This is a genomic window from Nodosilinea sp. LEGE 07088 (genome assembly GCF_015207395.1).
In the GTDB taxonomy this organism is placed as follows: domain Bacteria; phylum Cyanobacteriota; class Cyanobacteriia; order Phormidesmidales; family Phormidesmidaceae; genus Nodosilinea.
The window spans coordinates 56,110-77,527 of record NZ_JADEWX010000001.1 but is presented as its reverse complement, the minus strand read 5'-3'; the positions used below and the strand labels follow the sequence as shown (position 1 = coordinate 77,527).

Below are 21,418 nucleotides of genomic sequence, written 5' to 3'. Positions count from 1 at the left end.
GCTTGGAAATTCTTATAGGTTTTCTGCAAATCAAATACTCTTCGAAGTGTTCCGTCTAGTACTCGAAGGCGAAATATGCCCACTACTCCGGATCGCTTGGCTCCCTAGCTCCCCTGCTCCCTAGCGATTGGCAATAGTCCTCATACTTATGCCGCAGTCTACTAGGCTGTTTAGGCGATTTCTAATTCCCTTCATTCTGGCTATTTTTTTCTATATTTATGCCTTCAATTGCCTGGGCTGATGTATTGAAATTCTGTAGTGAAGCCATAGCCTCCGCTACGTTATGGGATGCTAACCAATCGTAAGTTTTGTCGAGTTGCTTTAGTGTAACTAGACCATATTTCCACAAAACGATAGGCAATAAGCCTAGATCTTGTTCTCCATGCCTTAGGGCTAGTTCTATAGAAGCTTCAGACAATGAAAGTTCATCTCGCAAAAAGTGAAGAAATTGGGGATTGGCGATCGTTGTCATGGGGTATGATCCTTTCTATGGGCTAAACGATGGCACGGGATCTTATCTGAAAGAATTGAACAAATCGGGTTGCCGGTGTGGATTTCTAAATAGTCGTCAAGATCAGCCTCAAAGAGGAGCCTTGTGCGTGGGAGCACGGCTCTTTCAAGGAAGTCACTTGAAGCACTAGAAATCCGTACGATCTGAAATTGAGCAGTTCGGTTAATGTAACAACACTGAATGCGATCGCCTCGCTGAGAAAACTGTGTTTGTGAGATTTTTTTGGGAGTTTTTGGTTGCAGAGATTTAGCATCGGGTTCCTTTGACCAAATGGTTTGAATCATTACCGTTCTCTCAGTAATTGCCAACCCAGAGCTTCCAGAGATTCAGGTGAGACATAAAGTGTAATGCCGTCCCCCAAAGAAATACAGATTGCACGACCTTCGTAGGGTAAAATCTTTCCTTTCTCTTGGGTATGAGAACACTTAATCCACTGTCCGGGCCGCAAGTTCATAGATCTTGCAATGAAATGATAAATATCGAATTGATTTCTGTTTTGCTGACTCTCTGTTTTGCTGACTCGATGGGAACTCTTTGGAAAGCTGGATTTCACGCTTCAAGTTACTTGAGTTTCTGCCGTATGTAAAAGCTTGGCTTTCTACTTATCTAATATCCTAAAGGAATTTTTGTTTGAGACTCTTGCCAACTTTGAAGGGAATTGATACTTAAATGGTATTAATGGCTGGTTACGACCTCCTCACGCTGAAGGGCATTGAAATTGTGAATTTTCTGTTCCTCTGATAATTGATGGGCAACCTGCTGCACTACTTCCAGGAAAGCTGGTAGTATAGGAGACTCATTTTCTGAACGCCATGCCATGGCTAAGTCAAGCCCTTCTAAGGGTGGATTGAAGGGGCGGTAAATGATGTGCGATCGCTGTAAATGCTCTACGGAAGCTGGTAACAGTGCGATCCCTAAACCTGCTGCAACAAAACCTAAAATACTATGCACTTCTTGAGTCTCCTGCATCAGCTTTGGACTAAATCCAGCTTGATGGCAGGCTACAATAATATGGTCATACAATCCGCACCGATAATGGCGCGGACAAATGATAAAGGTTTCATCTTGCAGAGTGCTCAGATTGAGACTGGGTTGACTTGCTAATACATGTTTTTGGGGTAAAACAGCAATCAGAGGTTCTTGCAAAATAGTCTTGACAGTTAAGTTATACCCGTTGAAGCGCAACGGTACCCCAAATCCAACCCCAATCTGTCCACCTTGAATTGCTGGTACTTGATCGCCTGTGGCCATTTCGTGCACAGATACACTGACCATGGGAAACTTTTCCTTAAAAACTCTGACTGAAACCGGCACGATGTCGTAGGCTGAAGAGCCTTCAAACCCAACAGTGAGATGACCGTGTTTGCCATGTTCGGCCAACTTTGCGAGAGCTGTGGCTTGCTGAACTTGGGTCAATATCTGTTTTGCTTCCCGTAGATAGATCGTTCCTGCCGCAGTTAACTCTATATGCCTTGTTGTTCGATGTAGCAACTCAACGCCTAGTGATTGCTCCAATTGACGAATCCGTCGGCTAAGAGGTGGCTGAGCAATGTGCAAACGCTCTGCTGCCCGGCGAAAGTTTAATTCTTCGGCTACGGCTATGAAGTATTCGATCTGTTGAAGTTCAACTGTCATATGCCACTATCAGTTGCAACCTGACTAACTCAGAACAGAGAAACAGAATAGACTGATATTCAAATTACTGCTCTGCTACTGATTTAATTGGTCTAGATCTCTTCTGCCCTACTGAGCAAGGGAAACGAGTTTAACCAACATATTTCCAGACTCACAGATAGGTATGAAATCAAAATGAAAGGCTCTTGATTAGGCAATATTTCTTGGTTTTGCTTAACCCAAGTACATACTCTGGTTTGTACTACTTCGTTGGCTAGATTGCCTTTGGTCAGAAGAATATTGATATAAGTATTGTTCTTAAGAGCAGTAGAAGTGAGCCGGGCTTCCCCAAAGTCAAACCGTCTCATAGTGAGCCTGTTTCCAAGCGCTCATGCCGCCTAAGACGTTAGCGACGTCACTCCAGCCGTGGTGCTGTAGCAGACTCGCCGCTACCGAAGCGCGATAGCCGCTGCCACAGATCACTGCGACGGGGCGATCGCGGGGCACCTCCTCCAGTCGTTTGGGCAGTTCCGCGCCGGTAATAAAGGTCGCCCCTTTGATATGTCCACTGTTCCACTCGCCCTTTTGGCGTACATCCAGCACGAACAACTGATCATCCTGCTGAAGCTGTTTCCGTAGGGTGTGGACAGTCCAGAGGGGCAAAAAGTCAATCTCCCGAGCGGCGGTACGCCAAGCTTTCATGCCGCCTGCCAGCCAGCCTTTGGGCAGGTCATAGCCAATACGAAGCAGCTGCCAGCAGACACCCCACAGGTCGTCGGGACGCTCCAGCAACAGCATCAGCGGCATATCGGGGGGCAGCACCGACCCCGCCCAGGTGGTGAAGGAGGAACTGAGGGCTACGTTGATGGCACCGGGAATATGGCTGGCAAAGGCTTCTGGAGAGCGGCAATCGACCACCAGGGCACCGTCTTTCTGCAGCTGGTCAAACTGGCCCAGGGTCAGCGGTGGCGGATCGGCTAAAACTCCCAGCAGCGGCGGGCCTGCCTGATTGGCTTGACGCATTCGGGGCCAGTAGGGGGGCACGGTGGGCAACTCGGACAAATCCACGCACTGCTTGGTAAATTCATCTTGGGACGCCAAATTTGCCAGCATCTGGTTCATGCGGCGTTCGTAGCCGATGGTGGTTGAGAGACGGCTGCCAATATTGCCGCCACAGAGGGAACCGGCCACATGGGTGGGGTAGACCTCGACATAATCCGGCAGCTTGAGAATTTTTTCCTGGAGGGTTTGGCAGAGCTGCCCGGCATGGTGGCGAATATCGTCATCGGAGCCCAGCAGGTCGGGGCGGCCCACATCATCGACCAGCAGGGCACCCCCAGAAAGCAGCATCACGAGTTCGTCCCCCCGGCCTCGATCGGTGACGAGAAAGCTCATGTGCTCGGGGGTATGTCCTGGGGTTTGCATCGCCTCAAACACAATTTCGCCCATCTCCAGGCGATCGCCATCCTTCATGCCACGGACGCTATAGCCCAGCTCAGCGCGGGCGCTGCCGATCAGCTGTACGTTGCCCCGCTCCGGCAGTTCGCAAATGCCGGTCAGGTAGTCGTTGTGCTGGTGGGTATCGGCGGCGTAGCGAATTTGCATTCCCTGCTTACGAGCCGTATCGAAGTAGGTATCCACATCCCGGCGCACGTCAAGCACCAGTGCTTCACCCGTTTTTTCAGAGCCAATGAAGTAAGAGGCGTGACCTAAACTTTCGAGGTAGAACTGTTTGAAAAACATGGCTTTAGTAGAAACTCAGTAGGTTTGGTGGACTCAGGCGGGCGCACTAGTTCCCGTATGGCTATCGATGTAGTGGATGAAAAACTGCTTCATTTGGGGATGGGCGTCGCAGTCAAAGCCGTTTTCTTTGCCTTTTTCTAGGGCAGCATCAGCGCTCATGCCGTTGCGCGTTGCCATATACATCAGCGCCATTGCTCCCGATCGCATACCGCTTTTGCAGTGGGTGAGTACGGGTTTAGGTAGTTCGTCCAATGCTTGAAGAACCTGGTCAGTCAGCTCATCGCTGATGTCGCTGGGCTTGACCGGAATGTTGGTATAGGTCAGTCCGGCCTGTTCAACGTGAGTCTGTTCGTCGGGCAGGGTGCCTTCTTCTTGGGGCGATCGCAAATTCAACACTGATCGAAACCCTGCCTTAGCAGCTTGCTGAATTTGCTCGGGAGTCAGTTGGCTATCTGCAACCGCCACTTCGGGAGTGATAGTTTTCATATCTTCCATTTTCATCTCTTCTCGGATAAACGTTCCAAATTTTGGATGCCTTAATCAGGCTCTTTACAGCGTGGATTCTGTGCTTCCGGTGACAAAAATCACTCCTTAAAAGACTATATTCTGGTATACTTTTCTGATCTAGATCTGGTGTCTTTAGGTTTCTCCAGGCTTGAGACCTACAATGTCACTCCAGTGATAGTCCATATAGGTTGAAAACGCTAAGACAGCCCCGTTCCACTGCCTACGACGCGCAACATATTCATCTGCACCCATTTCCAAATCTGGAACGATTTTGATGCCATAAGTTTGGAGCAGTGAACTCGCCCGCAAATAGTGCGATCGCCACTCTTTCTCAAACGCAGGCTGATCAAGTTTGTCCTGCTTTAGAAAAGAATTCGAAAGCTGAAATAGCAGATCAAGCCCGCTACTTTCTAGCTCATTGACAGCAGAAGAATCAATAAAAGGTCCATATTCTTGAGGATGGAGGGATGTTTTGACCAATGTTGCCAGGTCAAGACTTATCCAAGCGATACGAGCTAGAGAATACTGTACTTCTTGAAAGCGAAAATAGTGCAGGATGGGATAAGCATGGTGGGACTCTAACAGGAACAGCAAATCGCGGCTGATATTGGAAATATCCTGAAAAGCCGTTTCAAATCGATTGTAGCCCTTGAGTTGGGCCAAGAATAACCCAGCATCGGCTTCTCTTCCTGAGCGATGAAAGAGGCTCAATGCAAAGGTATTGCGCTTAGTGAGGGCGTTATAGACTGACAGTAAGTAGGTTAGCGAGGCTGTAAAAACGGAAAAACCAACCGCTGACTCGAAAATCGTAATTAGCTTCCAAAGATTAGTTTTCGGAACTAGATCCCCGACCCCCAATGTCGTCAAGGAAAAACCGCTGTAATAAAGCGCAGTAGAGAAATCCGTGGGTGTTTTACCCTGGCTAGCCTGGATGCCACTCCCCAAAGCAGGCCAAATCAGTAAGGCAAATCCCAAAAGCAGGCTGCACACCCAGACAGAGACAATCAAAATCAACAATGTTGGCCCACAATAGGACAAAATTTTGTCGCTCCCCCTGATCGGTAGGTGAGACAGACATCGAAATATCTCCCATGTGCTTTTGCAGAGCTTTAGGCTTATAGCACTTTTATAGGTTCGGGGATATAGCACCGTCAGATAGACATCGATAAGGGTAACAAGAATGATGCCGATGCCTAGAACTTGAGCGAACATGTGTGGTTAAAGATATTACAGCTTCAAGCTAGCTTTGCCCGACGCAGCATCACGGCGTTGATGGCAACAATTACGGTGGAAAGGCTCATCAGCAATGCCCCTACCGCTGGGGACAGCAGAATGCCCCAGGCATACAACACACCCGCTGCCAGCGGAATGGCAATGACGTTGTAGCCTGTCGCCCAGAATAGGTTTTGGATCATCTTGCTGTAGGTCTTCTTTGCCAACCTCAGGGCTTTTACGGCATCCAGGGGGTCATCATTGATCAATACCAGGTCAGCCGATTCGATCGCTACATTGGTTCCAGCCCCGATCGCCAGCCCCATGTTGGCTTCTAGCAACGCCGCTGCATCATTGATGCCGTCGCCCACAAAGGCAGTCGGCGCTTCTTTTTTCAGTTCCTTGATGCGGTTCACTTTGTCTTCCGGCAGCACACGAGCATAGTAGCGATCAATGCCCAAATCCGCCGCCACGGAACGGGCCACAGCTTCGGCGTCTCCCGTAATCATCACCGCCTGGATGTCCATGTCGTGGAGACGATCGATGGTGGTGCGAGCCCGTTCGCGCACTTGGTCGGCCATGGAAATTACAGCCACAGGTCGATCAGAGGTCATCAGCACTACGGCACTTTCGCCGCGATCATCTGCTCTGTCTAAAGCCTGCTGCAAGGACTTGGGAAAAGACAGATTTTGCTCCTGCACCCACTCCGGTCGTCCCACCCGGTAAGTCTGTCCGTCAACTTGGCCCTCTACACCATGCCCAGTAACGGTCTGAAAGTCCTTCATCTGGGGCAGGTCGAGTTGACGCTCTTTGGCTGAATCGACGATCGCCTTCGCTAGCGGGTGTTCTGAGGGCGTTTCCAGGGCGGCGGCGATCGCCAGTGCTTCTTCCTCCGACAGTCCATCAGCAGCCACCTGCTGCACGCCAAACTTTCCCTGGGTTAACGTGCCGGTCTTGTCGAAGGCGACGGTTTTAATATCCTTCGCCCGCTCCAGAGAATCACGATTCCTGACCAAAATGCCGTTGCGAGCCGCGAGCCCCGTCGAGTTGGCAATCACCAGCGGAATCGCCAGCCCGAGCGCGTGGGGACAGGTAATCACCAGCACCGTCACCGCCCGATTAATCGAAAAGACCAGATCTTCTAGAGTCAGCCAGACGATAAAGGTAAGCGTACCGACAGAGATAGCAATAATCGTTAGCCAGTAGGCCACCCTGTCCGCTAGCGCCTGATAGCGACTGCGGGAAGACTGGGCCTCTTCTACCAGGCGCATAATCTGGCTGATGGCGGTATCGTCGCCAACTCGCGTCACCTTCACCTGTACTGAGCCTTCGGTATTCACCGACCCGGCCACCACCTCATCCCCCTCATGCTTAGAAACGGGTTTGGATTCGCCCGTCAGAAACGACTCGTTGACGTTGGTATTACCCTCAATCACCTCGCCGTCGTTGGGAATCTGCTCGCCAGGACGAATCAGAATCACGTCACCCATCTGAATTTCACTGACAGATACATCCTCAATCTCCCCGTCCCGCATCCGGTGGGCTTCGTTAGGCACCAGCGAGGAAAGCTCCTCCAGGGCTTTGCTGGCTCCCTGCACCGAGGCCATCTCAACCCAGTGGCCCAGCAGCATGATGTCAATTAGCGTCGCCAGCTCCCAGTAAAAAGGCTTGCCCTCCAGCCCTAAAGACACCGCCAGACTATAGATAAACGCCACGGTAATCGCCAGGGCAATCAGCGTCATCATGCCGATCTTGCTCTGAAATTCGTGCCATGCCCCCTGCAAAAATGGCCAGCCACCATAGAAATACAGGGCGATACCCAAAACCGGGCTAATCCAGCCAGAACCAGAGAAGGCAACGGCCTCGTAGCCCAGCCAACTCTGAAGCTGAGGCGAAAAGTAGAGAATCGGCAGGGTCAAAATCAGCGACACGAAAAACCGCTGCTTAAACATGTCCGGACTGTGATGCCCATGATCGCCATGTCCGCTATGACTTTCCCGGCTGCTGTGCTGACTGTGGTCAACACCATGCTGGTGCTGCTGGTGCCCATTGTGAGAAGCCCGGTCAGCTTCTCGGCGATCGCTCTGGGTTGTTTGGTGAGAATGATTCATCGAAATTCTACTAGTAATAGGGCATTGACCTGGACGGCTTTAAAGTCACCGAAGTCCTTAAGTGCTTTCTGGCTGTGAGAGCCATTGTTCTATAGCAGCAGAGTGTTTTGCGCTTTGTGCCAAACACCCTTTCGCACAGCTTCAGACAACTATCTAGATGCAGGAGATGTAGCTTCTTATTCGACGGTGGGCTCAAACTCGGGTAGGGGTCTTTCCCCTAACTCGGGCTGTGTCGTAACCAAGCCGCCTTCTCGGATGTCGGCGATTAGCCACTCCATTTCTTTGATCTCGCGAAGCTGGGCGGCAATAATTTCATCGGCCAGTTCGCGGACGCGAAGATCTTGAATCTGGGCGCGCTCGCTTGTTAGAATTGCAATAGAGTGGTGCGGAATCATGGCTTCCATCCAGTCCACATCGGTTACCGTAATCTGACTTCGTACCAGCCATAAGGCTGAACCAAACAGCAGGATTGCACTTAAGAAAATAGCGGTGTTCGCTTTTTTGCTCTTATACATGTTCAGCATGTATAAGAGCATAATTATCATCATTGCAGCACCCATAATCAGTGCCATGTAAACCCGCGTTTCGCTAAACCAAGCATGGCCGAGAATCTGATAAGAATTCAGGTACGTCAAGAAAAACATCACCACAATTGAGGTGCCAATCATGGCAAAGTATCTGGCATAGCTACTTCGCATGCCACTGTGATGTTCGGTATTTTGATAACTGGCGATCGCGTTGTCTTGAGTATTCATTGCTCCTCCTGATGTGAACTGATACGACAAAAAGGAATTCCGAACTGAACAGTCTTTTCTGAAGCGTTTGCTAGTAATCTAAGGGTGGTAATCTTGACAGGTTCTGGCTTCTGGAGTTAAGGCACGGGCAGGATGAACAGCACACCTGAGATAACCATTGTCGTGAAAAAACTGGCATCGCTTGCACGGTGAAACCTGCCTGAGAGGTATTAGCGCCTGGAAATACAACCGCTTCTGAGACTTCAGTAGAACAGCAATACCCATAGACAGCACGATCGCCGGGATGAGCACTGCTACTGCCACGCCGACAGGCGGAAAAGCCGATACCGCTTCCCCTGAAGCGCTAATTTGAACCTCTTGAAGGAATCTTTCAGATGGTGAGTTATTCCTAAATCTGGCAGCTTCTGGCCGTAGGCTAGGCCAGTGGTTGTCAGTTAAGGTCGTTATTAACGAGGCTCCACCAGTATCTGTAGAGCTCCTAGAGGCGTATAACATTTTTTCACTTCGCAAGTCCTAGTTAAATCTAAGCGGTGACTGCGCCTACGCCTGCAATTTTGCGATAGGCTTCGGCTGCAGTGCGACAAGCTTGAGCACATTTCTTACAGTGCTCCATGTCGTACTTTTCACATTCGCTAGCGCAAGCCTCACAGATTTCTGCACAGGCATTGGCCATCGGAGCGATAAAATATGAACCACGCACCATGAGAGTCGCTAAGCTACGGCAGCTTTCCCCTGTGTCTAAACACATACGGGCACACTTGACCATATCTGGATTGCCCATGCAGGCTTCGGCGCAGTGCTCACACTCCACCGAACAAGCCATCGCTTTATCAAAGCTAGACTGGTATTTTTCGTGATTTAGAAGCATTGTTTTCTCTCGTAATCAATGACTAACTAAATATCGGAAAAACAATTGCTTCCACATCTATCAATGGAAATAGACCATATTTCAATCTTACAGAGTAGAGCCATTTCATCCTGATTTCATAATCTTGTGATACGTAATTGAGCTTCCTGGCAATAAGTCACAAACCGTTCACATTTCATTGTTGTTTCATAGTATGTCTGTAAGCTAAGTAACGCTGCCACGATTTTTCTGCTGCCACCTTTCTCCTAAAAATGACTAGAAACTTTGTGATAGCAGCTTGAAAAATTAAATCTTAAGGAAAGGAAATGATCATGAAGGAATTCTGGAAAAAAGCAAATTCAGCGATCGCGCTGACCGCTATTCTCGGGGTCGGGCTTCTGGGGACGCTGGCCAGACCTGCCTTTAGCCAAGACGTGCCACAAGAATCTGACTCCATCATGCCCGAAGGCATGATGGAGTCAGAACAGATGCCTATGGGGAACATGGGCATGCCTCACCAAGGCGTGCCCATGCAAATGTCAGGCAAAATGCTGGAACTGATGGGCGAAATGCAGCAGCTCATGTCAACGTTAACGCCAGAACAAATGCAGGAATTCCAGCCAGTGATGTTAGAGCACCAAAATCGCATGGTTGAGGAAATGGCGATCATGATTGAGCAGTTACGGGATATCACAGACCAGACTGAGGAGTCTGACCTCAGTGAGTAGGTCAACCCGTTTTATCTCACTCGCAGGCGCTGAATCGTTGCAGTTAATGCACAGCAAAGTCATGTTCCGCTTTTCTTAGTACAGGGTTTGGCTATAAAACTTAATGCTGCCCCCTTGACCCTGTAGTTGGCTAGAGACTTCAAGATAGAGTCATAACCTACTCGGAGGGCTTCCCATGAAACTCGATTTGAGCGTTCCTAATCTAGCCTGTTCAGCCTGTGTTGAGGCCGTCACCAAAGCAGTTCACACGGTCGATGCCACGGCCCAGGTGGCGGCTGACCCCAAAACTAAGCAGGTCAGCGTTGTCTCTAACGCCGCTGAAGCTGACATCAAAAACGCTATCACCACGGCGGGATACACAGTCGCCTGAGGAGCAAAAAATGGACAGTCAAACCTTTAAACTGCGGGGCATGAGCTGTGCCTCCTGTGCCAGCAACATTGAAATGGCTATTCAGTCAGTACCGGGGGTTGAAACCTGTAGTGTCAACTTTGGGGCTGAGCAAGCTGTTGTCGCCTATGACGCTAACCAAGTCAGTACTGCCGATATTCAATCAGCGGTAGATAAGGCGGGCTATGCTGCTCAGCCGATTGACGATAACCCACTAACGGCTGAAGACGACGCTGAGCGGCGCGAGCGAGCTGCTAGAGACCGAGAGCTCACGCGCAAAGTCATTTTTAGTCTGGTGATGAGTGTTGTACTCGTGATTGCGGCACTACCAATGATGACAGGGCTGGAAATTCCGCTGATTCCAGCCTGGTTGCACAACCCCTGGTTGCAGTTGGTGCTGACCTTGCCGGTCATGGTGTGGGCCGGAAGTGATTTTTTCATTAATACCTGGAAGGCTCTAAAACACCATTCGGCTACTATGGATACCCTGGTAGCTGTGGGTACCGGCACCGCCTACCTGTACTCGCTGTTCCCGACGGTGTATCCCCAGTGGTTTATTGATCAGGGCCTGCGCCCCGACGTCTATTACGAGATTGCGGCTATCATCATCGCCCTGATTTTGCTGGGCAATCTGTTGGAAAACCGGGCTAAAGGGCAAACCTCTGAAGCGATTCGTAAGCTGATGGGGCTGCAGGCGAAAACGGCACGAGTGATTCGCCAGGGTCAAACCATTGATGTCCCCATTTCTGAAGTAGTTTTGGGAGACATCGTGCTCGTTAGACCGGGTGAAAAGGTGCCGGTAGACGGGGAAATCATTGAGGGCTCCTCTACCTTGGATGAGGCGATGGTGACGGGTGAGAGTGTTCCGGTCCAAAAGCAGGTCGGCGATGAGGTCATTGGCGCTACGCTCAACAAGACAGGGAGCTTTAAATTTCGAGCGACACGGGTGGGAAAAGACACGTTCTTAGCTCAGATTGTCAAACTCGTGCAGCAGGCCCAGGGTTCCAAAGCGCCCATTCAACGATTGGCCGATCGCGTGACCGGCTGGTTTGTCCCAGCGGTTATTGCGATCGCGATTCTAACCTTTGTCACATGGTTCAACCTCATGGGCAACGTCAGCATAGCCCTGATCACCACTGTGGGCGTGCTGATTCTCGCCTGCCCCTGTGCATTAGGACTCGCCACCCCCACCTCCATCATGGTGGGAACTGGAAAAGGGGCCGAAAATGGCATTCTCATCAAAGGAGCCGATAGCCTGGAACTGGCTCACAAAATTCAAACCCTTGTGCTAGATAAAACCGGCACCGTAACCCAGGGCAAGCCTACTGTCACCAACTACATTACCGTTAGCGGCACCGCCAATGGCAATGAACTGGCCCTGCTCACGTTAGCGGGTTCCCTAGAGCAAAACTCCGAGCATCCCCTGGCAGAAGCGGTCGTGCAATATGCCCAAGAGCAAGGAGCAGCTTTGGCAGAACCTTCGGAATTTGAGGCTGTAGCCGGGAGCGGTGTTCAGGGCCAGGTGGATGGGAAATGGGTACAGATCGGTACCCATCGCTGGATGAACGAACTGGGTATCGACACCCAAAGCCTCAAACCCGAGTGGGATCGACTAGAGACCGAAGGAAAAACCGCTGTTTGGTTGGCGGTAGCGGGGCAGGTGGAAGCCATCATGGGCATTGCCGATGCTGTTAAGCCATCTTCGGTTAGTGCGATTCGCACCCTACAAAAAATGGGCCTAGAAGTCGTCATGCTCACTGGCGATAACCGCCGCACCGCTGAGGTAATTGCCCGCGAAGTCAACATTCAACGAGTCATGGCAGAGGTGCGGCCTGACCAAAAAGCGGATCAGATTGTGCAACTTCAGCAAGAAGGCAAGCTGGTAGCGATGGTGGGCGATGGGATTAACGATGCCCCTGCCCTAGCTCAAGCAGATGTCGGCATGGCCATCGGGACTGGCACCGATGTCGCGATCGCCGCTAGCGATATCACGCTAATTTCCGGGGATCTGTGGGGTATCGTTACCGCGATTCAACTCTCCCGCGCCACCATTCGCAACATTCGCCAAAACCTGTTTTTTGCCTTCATCTACAACGTGGCAGGCATTCCCATCGCGGCTGGGGTGCTATACCCGATCTTGGGTTGGCTGCTCAACCCGGTCATTGCCGGAGCGGCCATGGCCTTCAGCTCTTTCTCGGTGGTTACTAATGCACTGCGACTGCGTAACTTCCGCCCGAAAATTCAGGCTTAGGACTCTTTCACCCATCCACCCAGGAACCTTACCATGACCTACCCGCTCTCCTTCTTCGCCCTTCTAGTCGGTGCTGGCTTTTTAATCGGAGCCATATCCGGCATTCTGGGCAATTTGATCATCTTTGGAATCGTTAGCTAGCCCAGGAGGTCAGCCATGCTTTGTTATCGAAAACTAGCCTTGAGTGGTTTAACCAGTTTGGGGCTACTTCTAGCCGTGGCTACGGGTTCTCCGGCTCAAATGGCCCATGAGGCCATGTCTGAGTCCGGAAGCGGATTTCGCCGCATCGAACAGCCGCTGTGGGTAAAAGCCCTAGTGACGACAGGTGGTCTGGGTTTGATTGGGTTAGAACTGTGGTGGTTTGTCTTCAGTCAACCCAAATCGAGCCAAGCCAAGGCCCAAGACGGCATACAGGAAATCACCATAGCGGTTGATGGTGGCTACGACCCGAACCAAATTGTGGTGCAAGCCGGACTACCCGTACGGCTAAATTTCTACCGTACCGATCCCAGTAACTGTCTGGAAGAGGTTCGCCTTCCTGACTTTCGCATCGCTAAAGCCCTGCCGGTGAATCAGACTACCGAGATCGAGTTCACCCCTGATGAACCCGGACAGTATGAATTTGCCTGCGGCATGAATATGTTCCGAGGCACCATCAAAGTGGTGGCGAATTCCTCTGAGTCCAAGACCGCCAATTTAGCTACAACGGCTAAATCGACTTGATTCAGATACTTGGCCTTTTCATTCTGATTTCTTCTAAACTACATTTGCTTATCACCATCTATGAGGGATTGGCATTTCCACCCCATGAAGTAGGGGCATTTCATCTTGATTTCATCGCTCAGTGTTAGGCATTGTAAGCATCAGCAATTTGTCCCTTGTAGCCCCAATTTCATCGCCATTTCATCGTTACTCTTTAAGCTAGCGATGGTCAAAGACCGGCCCCAAGAGGCGATCGAAGTGTTGCGTTTCGTATCCCATCTTGACCCTATAGCCAGCTAGCGATTCTACGATCGCAGTATCGCTTTTCAGATCCCGAAAAGTGTCCTTTTGGAAACATGATGCAGGAGGTTCGACCATGGATGCCAAAGTCTTAGCGTCTGGAGCAGTTGGGTTTGCTGCCGGTATAGTTGTCACCCTGCTCGTTGGCGTGTTGTTAATGGGCGGCATGATGGGGCGCGGTGGTATGATGCGCGGCTGGGGATGCAGCAGCACTCATCCATTCGCCGCTCCCCTCAGTGAAGCTAGCCCGGCCACGACGACTCAACGGGCGTGATTGCAGTACAACGCTTCCCAACACATTTAGTTCCCGTATCTGTTTATGACCGTGATAAAAGCCATGAGGCGCAGAGAATTTCTGGGGTTGGGCCTCGGAACAACAGGAGCAATCTTGCTCTCTCAATGCTCTAGAGGAGCATCGCAATCTTCTGTGCCAGGTTCAGCGTTAGCGCAGGCTCCGGTACACAGCAGCGAAGGTGGTTTGCTCAGCTTCGACCTGGTAGCAGAGGCGCAGCAGGTGAAGCTGGGTAACCGCAACGCCAACCTGCTGACCTATAACGGTCAAGTTCCTGGCCCTCGTCTGGAAGCTAAACCCGGTGACACCGTTCAACTCCGCTTCACCAATCGACTGAACCAGTCCACCAATCTCCATTACCACGGGCTCCACATTCCGCCGACGGGCACCGGGGACAACGTCTTTCTCGAAATTCCACCTGGCGAAACCTACTCCTACGAATTTCAGATTCCGGCAAACCATCCGGCTGGTACCTTTTGGTATCACCCCCATTACCATGGACTCGTCGCCGAACAACTGTTTGGTGGACTCGCTGGACTGTTTGTAGTGCGCGGCGAACTGGACGAGATTCCCGAAGTTCAGGCGGCGCAGGAAGAATTCCTCATTCTCAAAGATTTTGCGTTAGATCGCAGCGGCAACATTCCTAATCCTGGCCACATGGCCCAGATGACCGGACGGATTGGCGATTTGCTGACCGCCAATGGCCAATTCAACCCCTCTCTGGAGATTCCGCAGGGAGGACTACTGCGGCTACGGCTGCTGAATGCCTCATCCTCCCGCTTCTTCTGGCTATCGCTGGAGGATCACCCGTTTTATCTGATTGCAACCGATGGAGGTGCGATCGCATCTCCCGTTGAACTCAATGATCTAGTATTGGCCCCCGGCGAACGGGTCGAGGTTCTGGTTAAAGGTGATCGTGAACCTGGACAGTATCGCTTGTTGAACCAGCCTTTCAACCCGGCTCAGGGCATGATGGGTGGCGGCAGAATGGGCGGTGGCATGATGGGCGGCGGCATGATGGGGAGTTCCCCAAATCGCAACTCTACCGAAACCGTAGCGACACTGACCTACAACGGCACTACCGATGCGCTTCCGTTACCCAATCAACTCTTAACCGTTGAGTCTCTGCCGGAACCTCAAGCTACCCGCCAGTTCACCTTCAACCACGGTATGGGCATGGGCATGGTGTTTTTGATCAACGGCAAAGCCTTCGACCATAACCGCATCGATACCCAGGTACTGCTCAACACCGTTGAAGACTGGGAAATTATCAACACAGGCACCATGGCCCATCCTTTTCATGTCCACATCAACAAGTTTCAGGTAATCAGTCGTAACGGCCAGCCTACGCCCTATGCCGCGTGGAAAGATGTCGCATCGGTGAGTCCAGGTGAAACCATTCGAATTCGCATCCCCTTCCGTGACTATGCCGGTAAAACGGTCTATCACTGTCATGTTCTAGACCACGAAGATCGAGGCATGATGGGGATTTTAGATATTCAGCAGACTTAAAATCGTGAGGAGATTTGAATCTCTCTATGAGTCGAAGGAAGCCGAAATATTTCTCAGTCAACCTCTGAATTTAAAGTAAGAGATCCTAGCGCATGACGAACAATGGACAACATTAGACAAGCCACCTGGAGTGATATTGATATTCTGACTGAATTAAGCAGACGTACTTTCTCTGATACGTTTGCCGCAGAGCATGACCCTGCAGATATCAGACAGTATTTAGAGGAAGTATTCTCGACAGAGCAAATTGAAGACGACCTATTAAGACCAGAATCAATCTTCTTTTTGGCCTATAACAATCCATCATTAAGCCATCAACCGATTGGATATGCGCATCTAGTTGGTAATTCCTCCATTCCTATTGTTGAAACTATTTCAAAACCGATAGAGCTAGTCCAACTATTTGTAGAACACCGTGAGCTTGGCAAAGGCCATGGTTCAAGCTTAATTCAGTCAAGTTTGAGGTATGCAGTGGAAAACAGTTTTGAAGCCCTTTGGCTAAAGGTTGGAGAGGACAATCATCGGGCTCAAGCTTTCTTTAATCGATGGGGATTCAATCAGATTGGAAATTTCTCTTTCAAATTGGGGCTAGAAACTCGAAACTACTACGTCTTGCTGCGCCCTGTGCCGACTAATTAAACAGAAATAGAGCTCTGAGTATTATCCAAATATAGTTTAGGAGTTTGTAAGCCTTGCTGCAAAATGTCAATCGAATCTGGAAATCTCCAGTGGGTATAGGATTGTTGTTTTGTCTCGGCTTGGTTGCAGCAGTCGCGATTCCTCAGTTCCGGATAGGTTTGCCAGCCTTCGCTCCTTATCTGCTCCTGCTGCTTTGCCCGTTAATGCACTTATTCATGAACGGTTATAGCAATCCCCATTCCCATCCTGCAGGCAAAAAAGAATAGTAATGCATCGAAAACGGCAACAACAATGGCCCTTCGGGGCCAGTCTCCGACCATCGCGACAGCTATGGAGACGACAAAATTTAATTGCCCTTGGGGTGCTAGGGCTTTCCCTCCTCGTGTATATCTGGGTTTTCCGCCAAGCTGACACGAATCCGCTGACACCTGAGGGCCTCAAGCAACTCATCGACGGCACAGGCATTTGGGGCATCTTGGCCTACATTGCCATCATTGCGCTGGCTGTGGTGATTAGTCCTATTCCGGGTGCGCCTCTCACAGTGGCGGCTGGAGCTGCATGGGGAGCGCTCCCAGCAACCCTCTATAGCGTTATCGGGGGGTTTTCAGGTGGCATCATTGCCTACTTCATTGGTCGTAGCTTAGGTCGTTCCACCGTGCATGCTCTCACCGGTAAAGCCATTTACTTCTCTAAGGAACGAGGAGAATGGCTGGTGGGCGGAGTCATTTTTATTAGCCGTCTGCTACCCGTTCTGTCGTTTGATTTGATCAGTTATGGGGCTGGACTCACAGATCTTTCTTTGCCGATTTATGCCTCGTCAACTCTATTAGGCATGGTTCCATCAACGCTCTTTCTGACCTTCATAGGCCAGTCTTTTACAATCGGTTTGCCATTAGGAATCGCCCTTTCAGTTGTATTCGTTACGCTGCTGATATTGCTGCCCTTGGGTATTCGTCGCTACGACTGGTTTGGACTGAAGGACATCATTCATATTGAATGATCTTTGTTTTGGACACCTCGAAAAATGCAAATATTATTGAGAATGAAAACGAGATTTCAACGGTTCTGGACTCCGACAATTCGCAATAAAGCAATCAATCGAGGTGCCTTTTTGAAAACTGTAAATTGAGCTCAAATATAGAAATCGAAAATGCAAGCCAAATCGCAACGAATAGTTCCTCCAGGGCCAAAAGGTATTCCCTTTGTAGGTGTTCTATTTGACTATATTAAAGATCCATTAGGATTCTCTCAACGCTGTGCTCAGGAATTTGGTGAAGTTGTTCTTTTACCTCTTGGACCGATAAAAGTTTATCTTTTGACCAATCCTGAGCATATTCATGAAGTATTTAGCCATCAAAATGACTGCTTCATAAAAGGAGTTTCAGTTCGAAGCTTGAAGAGTAGTTTGGGTAAAGGATTACTCACTAGCGAAGGAGATTTTTGGCAGCGTCATCGTCGGTTGATGCAGCCTGCATTTCATCGAGAAAGAGTTTCTGAATATGGCGAAATTATAGTCAATCAAACCGAGTCAATGATAGGCCATTGGCAAGATGGAAGCACACGTGATATTCACGATGACATGATGAAGCTGACGTTGCTAATTGTTGCCCAATCATTGTTTGGAGCAGATATCGCAGATAAAACGCCCATCATCGAATCAGCGCTTGACGCTATTTTGATACATTTTTCAAATCAGCTGAGTACTCTATTTTTGCTTCCAGAATGGATACCAACGTTGGGGAAATTGAGATTCTGGCGACAGCTCCGACAGATGGATAAGGCTATCTACGAGATTATTCATCAGCGTAGAGAGACACAGCAGGAAAATAGAGATTTATTGACAATGCTGCTGCAAGCAAAAGATGAAAGCGGCGAACAGATGAGCAACAAAGAGATTCGAGATGAAGTGGCCACTCTCATTATGGCGGGTCACGAAACTACTGCGCTTACTTTAACTTGGACATGGATGTTATTGGGACAAAATCCACAAGTCGAATTAAAACTCGTCGAAGAGATTCAAGCAGTACTTAAAGGACGTTCGCCTACAGTGAATGATATTGCTCAGCTTCACTATGCCAACTGGATTATCAAAGAATCGATGCGGTTGTATCCCCCGGCCTGGGGCACTAGTCGTCAAGTCGTCAAATCACTTCAAATTGGTGGCTATGTCTTAAAGCCTGGAGTGACTGTCTTTCTGAGCCAATGGCTTATGCATCGAGACTCTCGCTTTTTCGAGCATCCTGAACAATTTTGCCCTGAACGCTGGGCGGATGGCTTAGAGCATCATTTGCCAAAGGGAGTCTATTTTCCGTTTGGTGAGGGTCCTCGTACTTGTATCGGCAAGGGCTTTGCCCTGATGGAATCTGTGCTGATTCTAGTTGCGATCGCGCAAAGGTTCCATCTATCCTTGCACTCCAATTACTCTATTGAGTTAAATCCCTCTATTACGCTTCGTCCGAAACACGGCCTGAAGATATGTTTACAGGAAAGGCATAGGTTAACAGATGTTAAATAGGCTATTAGTGTTTTATCTCTCCAGGTAGCCCAGGTTAAATTGCTATATGAAATTCTCGAAAAGAAATTTTTTGTCATTCTATTATTTTATATGTCTGCATCAGTGCTCTAGCTCTGTCTCGGTGGCCATCTTCCTTCGCCTGACTTCTAACCTACTTAAATCCCAGAAAATTGGTATTTTATCTGAATTTTCGATGTGTACGGATTTCTTTCGATCTTCCTTTGTCTGATTTTGTAGCAGAATGTCACTGGGGTTTTCCTTTACTTTAGATTTTTCAGCGTGGTTAATCAGAGTATCCAAGGCTTCCGAAGAGTAAAGCCTTAAGTTCTGCTTCACTCGACTGACTGTCACATAAAAGCTCTCCCGACCTACATATTGATCAATTGCTCCGATTATTCGCTCTGCTGACTTCCCCTGAGCCGCATAGGTGGTGCTGACCAGCGCATAGTCTAGATGAGCCGGTTCCGAACTATCGAATTGTCCTGCCTCCCCATGGCTCCAGCGAATCAGCACCTGCCCATTCTTCAGGCCCACTACCTCAAACTCTTGGCCGTTACGTCGCCCCAGGGCATAGTCATTCCGCGTCCACCGAAGCCGCTCCCCGATGGCCAGTTCTATCTCTTCAGTCTCATAAACTGACTTCCGTCTGATCTGAGCTGGATCCACCTGCAACGCCGCCCCGGATTGCCCCCGTAGCGTCAGCCCATTGCTATGACTATCCGTCGCCAGCACTTCGTAACGTTGCCCCTTCTCCAACCCCAGCCGCTTGTAGCTGGCCTGGGGAATCAGCATATTCCCCGGCTGAAAGTGGTGGGCATAGTCCGCCTGGGTCTCCGTCAAATCCCTCGCCTTCAGCCGCTTGACCGACAGGCTCTGGCCCAGGGTTCCTTCTGTCTTTAGGCCCTCTCGTACCAGTTGGGTGATGGCCAGCCGCTCCTGGTTGGTGCCCGCTAGCAGTAAGGTCTTCTTGCGCTCGTCTGGGGCTAGGGCCAGATAGTCGTGGGCGATCGCCGCTGCCCTCGCCTCCTGACTACTCACCTGCTGAATGTAGGGCTTCAACTGCTGCACCCCCGCCGCAATTTCCCCTGCTGCAATCAGGTCAACCCCCGCCTTGATCTGCTGATTCTTCTGCCGGAGCGACTGGGTGAGGTAGGCCGTCGCCATCCCCGCCTGCTGCAAACTCTTGAACGGGTTCCCCGCCTCCACCGCCGACAGCTGCCGGGTATCTCCCACCAAAATCACTCGGGCCTTCTGCGTCTGAGCTTTGGTCACCAGGGCCAGCGCATCCTTCGCACTTAAGAGCCCGGCCTCGTCTACTACCCAAACCTCGGGTTGAGAGGGGTTGGGTTCCACCGGTTGAGCACACAGCAAGGCCGCCGCTGTTTCCACCGGCTGAATCTGGGCCGAGTCGCCCAGCGACTTTGCCGCCTCCGCACTGGGGGCAAAGCCCCGGACAGTATAGCCCTGGGACTCCGAAATCTGGCGAAACTGATTCAGGGCATAGCTCTTCCCCGCCCCCGCTACCCCCTGCCAGGCGATGACGCGATCGCGGGTGGTAGCCGCCAGCATCACCCCCTTCACCTGCCCCTCGGTTAGCCCCTGATCGCGCAGATGTGCTTCCACTAAGTCTGTCGAGGCGATCGCTCCCACACCCCCTCGCCCATCCAGCACCGTGCGAATGGTGTCCAGCTCCCGCAGCACCGCCGTCTGAGTGGTCAGCCGCTGGTCATGGGTGTGAATCACCTCCGGATCGGTGTCCAAGGTCTGCTGCACCTCATCAAAGAGCTGCTGCCCCAGATGGTTTTCTAGAGCAAACCGCTCCACCTGCTCGCGCTGGAACACCGCCTCCCGCTCGGCGCAGTGGGTCAGCCCGGCTTGCGTGGCCCGCTTCGGCTGGCTCTGCCAGTCCATCAGATGGGCTTGAGGGTGTTCCAGATTCAGCGCCTGGGCCTGCTGCTGCCAGTAGGTGCGCAGCTCTTCTCTAGGGATTTCTTTCCCCTTGGGGGCACGGGTCATCAACGTCGCCAGCTCTCGCTCCTGGGCGGTCGCATTCTCCTCCACCGCCGCTAAAATCTGCTCCCGCCGTTTGGAGAAGGTCTGGAGATCTTCGGGGCCATATCCCCTGAGTTCAAATTGACCGTTCGCCCTCGGCTCAATGCCATAGCCCAGGCGCTGTACCTCCACTGCCAACTCGTTCTGGTAAATCATCCCCAACAGCTTTTGCTGCTTAAAGAGGATGTCATTGTGGAGCGATTGCCAGCGGCCATTGTTCAGCTGCGTGGCATTGATCACCACGCAATGGGTATGCAGTTGCGGATCCTTCTCGCGGGAGGTGTCGTGGTGGAACTGGGCGACGATCAGGTTGCCGGTGCCAACTGCCTGCCGCCCCTCCGGTGTCCGCACCCGCGTTTGGGCATAGCGCTTCTCGATGATGGCCAGAGTTCGCACCACCGCTGTGCGATGGGCCTGCTCGATCGCCTCATTCCCCCCGACCAGGGCCGCCAGGCTAATGCTCTTAGGCGCACTAAAGGTCAAATCTAGCCCGGCTCGATGGCGCTCTGGGTCAATCTTTCGACCCGATAGGGTTTGGTGCCCCTGGGGATGAGAACCATGGAGCAGATTCTTGAAGTCGCTTCCCTGCACCTGACCCAATAGCCCCAGGCTCTTGGCCCCCTGGCCCCACCAACTTGAGTGGGCCTGGTTCTCTTCGCTGGTGTAGTAGTTCTCGGCGGTGTAGTAAGTTTCGCCCTGGTTGGCGCTGATCACCGTCAGGCTGAGCATGGCTGACCTC

General features: G+C 50.9%; 20 protein-coding genes. 10 read left to right on the top strand and 10 right to left on the bottom strand.

The window, feature by feature from the left end:
* Positions 1-181 precede the first annotated feature (181 nt).
* The 9 genes from IQ254_RS32975 to IQ254_RS00370 all read right to left on the bottom strand — a co-directional run bounded on the left by IQ254_RS32975 (position 182) and on the right by IQ254_RS00370 (position 9,321).
* Positions 182-472 carry a DUF2949 domain-containing protein gene (locus tag IQ254_RS32975; protein ID WP_193963161.1) on the bottom strand — a complete coding sequence of 97 codons (291 nt, stop codon included), beginning with the start codon at positions 470-472 and terminating at the stop codon, positions 182-184.
* Positions 469-795: a DUF1830 domain-containing protein gene (locus IQ254_RS33380; protein ID WP_193963159.1), complete on the bottom strand. Its 327-nt coding sequence runs from the start codon at positions 793-795 to the stop codon at positions 469-471. The genes IQ254_RS32975 and IQ254_RS33380 overlap by 4 nt, the downstream gene beginning before the upstream one ends.
* A 391-nt stretch (positions 796-1,186) precedes the next feature.
* Positions 1,187-2,146, bottom strand: a complete 960-nt coding sequence (locus IQ254_RS00400; RefSeq protein WP_193963157.1) for a LysR family transcriptional regulator — start codon at positions 2,144-2,146, stop codon at positions 1,187-1,189.
* Positions 2,147-2,479: 333 nt separating this feature from the next.
* Positions 2,480-3,868, bottom strand: coding sequence for an MBL fold metallo-hydrolase (locus IQ254_RS00395; protein WP_193963155.1), 1,389 nt, complete (start codon positions 3,866-3,868; stop codon positions 2,480-2,482).
* 33 nt (positions 3,869-3,901) lie between these two features.
* Positions 3,902-4,354, bottom strand: a complete 453-nt coding sequence (locus IQ254_RS00390; RefSeq protein ID WP_228039844.1) for a sulfur transferase domain-containing protein — start codon at positions 4,352-4,354, stop codon at positions 3,902-3,904.
* A 153-nt stretch (positions 4,355-4,507) separates the two neighbouring features.
* The gene (locus IQ254_RS00385) at positions 4,508-5,587 is read right to left on the bottom strand and encodes a potassium channel family protein (RefSeq protein ID WP_193963151.1); all 1,080 of its coding nucleotides are present in this window, start codon (positions 5,585-5,587) and stop codon (positions 4,508-4,510) included.
* Positions 5,588-5,610: 23 nt separating this feature from the next.
* Entirely contained in the window at positions 5,611-7,698 is a 2,088-nt protein-coding gene (locus tag IQ254_RS00380) for a heavy metal translocating P-type ATPase (protein WP_193963149.1), read from the bottom strand.
* Positions 7,699-7,874: 176 nt separating this feature from the next.
* A complete protein-coding gene (locus IQ254_RS00375; RefSeq protein ID WP_193963280.1) occupies positions 7,875-8,396 on the bottom strand; it encodes a DUF305 domain-containing protein in 522 nt (173 codons plus the stop codon).
* Between the two features lie 580 nt (positions 8,397-8,976).
* Positions 8,977-9,321, bottom strand: coding sequence for a four-helix bundle copper-binding protein (locus IQ254_RS00370; RefSeq protein WP_193963147.1), 345 nt, complete (start codon positions 9,319-9,321; stop codon positions 8,977-8,979).
* Between the two features lie 311 nt (positions 9,322-9,632).
* Between IQ254_RS00370 and IQ254_RS00365 the strand changes: the two genes are divergently transcribed.
* The 10 genes from IQ254_RS00365 (at position 9,633) to IQ254_RS00320 (ending at position 18,627) form a co-directional block, all read left to right on the top strand.
* Positions 9,633-10,028 (top strand): hypothetical protein, encoded by a 396-nt coding sequence (locus IQ254_RS00365; protein ID WP_193963145.1) that lies wholly within the window; start codon positions 9,633-9,635, stop codon positions 10,026-10,028.
* A 175-nt stretch (positions 10,029-10,203) separates the two neighbouring features.
* Positions 10,204-10,398, top strand: a complete 195-nt coding sequence (locus tag IQ254_RS00360) for a heavy-metal-associated domain-containing protein (RefSeq protein WP_193963143.1) — start codon at positions 10,204-10,206, stop codon at positions 10,396-10,398.
* Positions 10,399-10,408: 10 nt separating this feature from the next.
* On the top strand, positions 10,409-12,667 hold the full coding sequence (locus tag IQ254_RS00355) for a heavy metal translocating P-type ATPase (protein ID WP_193963141.1): 2,259 nt from the start codon (positions 10,409-10,411) through the stop codon (positions 12,665-12,667).
* Between the two features lie 156 nt (positions 12,668-12,823).
* Positions 12,824-13,390, top strand: a complete 567-nt coding sequence (locus tag IQ254_RS00350) for a cupredoxin domain-containing protein (RefSeq protein WP_193963140.1) — start codon at positions 12,824-12,826, stop codon at positions 13,388-13,390.
* 355 nt (positions 13,391-13,745) lie between these two features.
* Complete coding sequence (locus tag IQ254_RS00345) at positions 13,746-13,943, top strand: hypothetical protein (protein WP_193963139.1); 198 nt, start codon at positions 13,746-13,748, stop codon at positions 13,941-13,943.
* 63 nt (positions 13,944-14,006) lie between these two features.
* Positions 14,007-15,473, top strand: a complete 1,467-nt coding sequence (locus IQ254_RS00340) for a multicopper oxidase family protein (protein ID WP_193963278.1) — start codon at positions 14,007-14,009, stop codon at positions 15,471-15,473.
* 102 nt (positions 15,474-15,575) lie between these two features.
* The gene (locus IQ254_RS00335) at positions 15,576-16,112 is read left to right on the top strand and encodes a GNAT family N-acetyltransferase (RefSeq protein ID WP_193963138.1); all 537 of its coding nucleotides are present in this window, start codon (positions 15,576-15,578) and stop codon (positions 16,110-16,112) included.
* Positions 16,113-16,165: 53 nt separating this feature from the next.
* Complete coding sequence (locus tag IQ254_RS00330; protein WP_193963137.1) at positions 16,166-16,378, top strand: DUF2933 domain-containing protein; 213 nt, start codon at positions 16,166-16,168, stop codon at positions 16,376-16,378.
* 116 nt (positions 16,379-16,494) lie between these two features.
* Positions 16,495-17,112: a TVP38/TMEM64 family protein gene (locus IQ254_RS00325; RefSeq protein WP_313887321.1), complete on the top strand. Its 618-nt coding sequence runs from the start codon at positions 16,495-16,497 to the stop codon at positions 17,110-17,112.
* 150 nt (positions 17,113-17,262) lie between these two features.
* Positions 17,263-18,627, top strand: a complete 1,365-nt coding sequence (locus IQ254_RS00320) for a cytochrome P450 (protein WP_193963135.1) — start codon at positions 17,263-17,265, stop codon at positions 18,625-18,627.
* A 99-nt stretch (positions 18,628-18,726) separates the two neighbouring features.
* On the opposite strand, the gene mobF is transcribed toward IQ254_RS00320, so the two are convergent.
* Positions 18,727-21,408 carry a MobF family relaxase gene (mobF, locus tag IQ254_RS00315; protein ID WP_193963133.1) on the bottom strand — a complete coding sequence of 894 codons (2,682 nt, stop codon included), beginning with the start codon at positions 21,406-21,408 and terminating at the stop codon, positions 18,727-18,729.
* Between the last annotated feature and the right edge of the window lie 10 nt (positions 21,409-21,418).

Excerpts from the sequence above, each read along its gene's own strand:
- IQ254_RS00365 (WP_193963145.1), top strand. The coding sequence starts at position 9,633 with ATGAAGGAATTCTGGAAAAAAGCAAATTCAGCGATCGCGCTGACCGCT.
- IQ254_RS00350 (WP_193963140.1), top strand. The coding sequence starts at position 12,824 with ATGCTTTGTTATCGAAAACTAGCCTTGAGTGGTTTAACCAGTTTGGGG.
- IQ254_RS00400 (WP_193963157.1), bottom strand. The coding sequence starts at position 2,146 with ATGACAGTTGAACTTCAACAGATCGAATACTTCATAGCCGTAGCCGAA.
- IQ254_RS33380 (WP_193963159.1), bottom strand. The coding sequence starts at position 795 with ATGATTCAAACCATTTGGTCAAAGGAACCCGATGCTAAATCTCTGCAA.
- IQ254_RS32975 (WP_193963161.1), bottom strand. The coding sequence starts at position 472 with ATGACAACGATCGCCAATCCCCAATTTCTTCACTTTTTGCGAGATGAA.
- IQ254_RS00370 (WP_193963147.1), bottom strand. The coding sequence starts at position 9,321 with ATGCTTCTAAATCACGAAAAATACCAGTCTAGCTTTGATAAAGCGATG.
- IQ254_RS00340 (WP_193963278.1), top strand. The coding sequence starts at position 14,007 with ATGAGGCGCAGAGAATTTCTGGGGTTGGGCCTCGGAACAACAGGAGCA.
- IQ254_RS00355 (WP_193963141.1), top strand. The coding sequence starts at position 10,409 with ATGGACAGTCAAACCTTTAAACTGCGGGGCATGAGCTGTGCCTCCTGT.
- IQ254_RS00335 (WP_193963138.1), top strand. The coding sequence starts at position 15,576 with ATGGACAACATTAGACAAGCCACCTGGAGTGATATTGATATTCTGACT.
- IQ254_RS00320 (WP_193963135.1), top strand. The coding sequence starts at position 17,263 with ATGCAAGCCAAATCGCAACGAATAGTTCCTCCAGGGCCAAAAGGTATT.
- IQ254_RS00345 (WP_193963139.1), top strand. The coding sequence starts at position 13,746 with ATGGATGCCAAAGTCTTAGCGTCTGGAGCAGTTGGGTTTGCTGCCGGT.
- IQ254_RS00360 (WP_193963143.1), top strand. The coding sequence starts at position 10,204 with ATGAAACTCGATTTGAGCGTTCCTAATCTAGCCTGTTCAGCCTGTGTT.
- IQ254_RS00380 (WP_193963149.1), bottom strand. The coding sequence starts at position 7,698 with ATGAATCATTCTCACCAAACAACCCAGAGCGATCGCCGAGAAGCTGAC.
- IQ254_RS00385 (WP_193963151.1), bottom strand. The coding sequence starts at position 5,587 with ATGTTCGCTCAAGTTCTAGGCATCGGCATCATTCTTGTTACCCTTATC.
- IQ254_RS00375 (WP_193963280.1), bottom strand. The coding sequence starts at position 8,396 with ATGCGAAGTAGCTATGCCAGATACTTTGCCATGATTGGCACCTCAATT.
- mobF (WP_193963133.1), bottom strand. The coding sequence starts at position 21,408 with ATGCTCAGCCTGACGGTGATCAGCGCCAACCAGGGCGAAACTTACTAC.
- IQ254_RS00390 (WP_228039844.1), bottom strand. The coding sequence starts at position 4,354 with ATGAAAACTATCACTCCCGAAGTGGCGGTTGCAGATAGCCAACTGACT.
- IQ254_RS00395 (WP_193963155.1), bottom strand. The coding sequence starts at position 3,868 with ATGTTTTTCAAACAGTTCTACCTCGAAAGTTTAGGTCACGCCTCTTAC.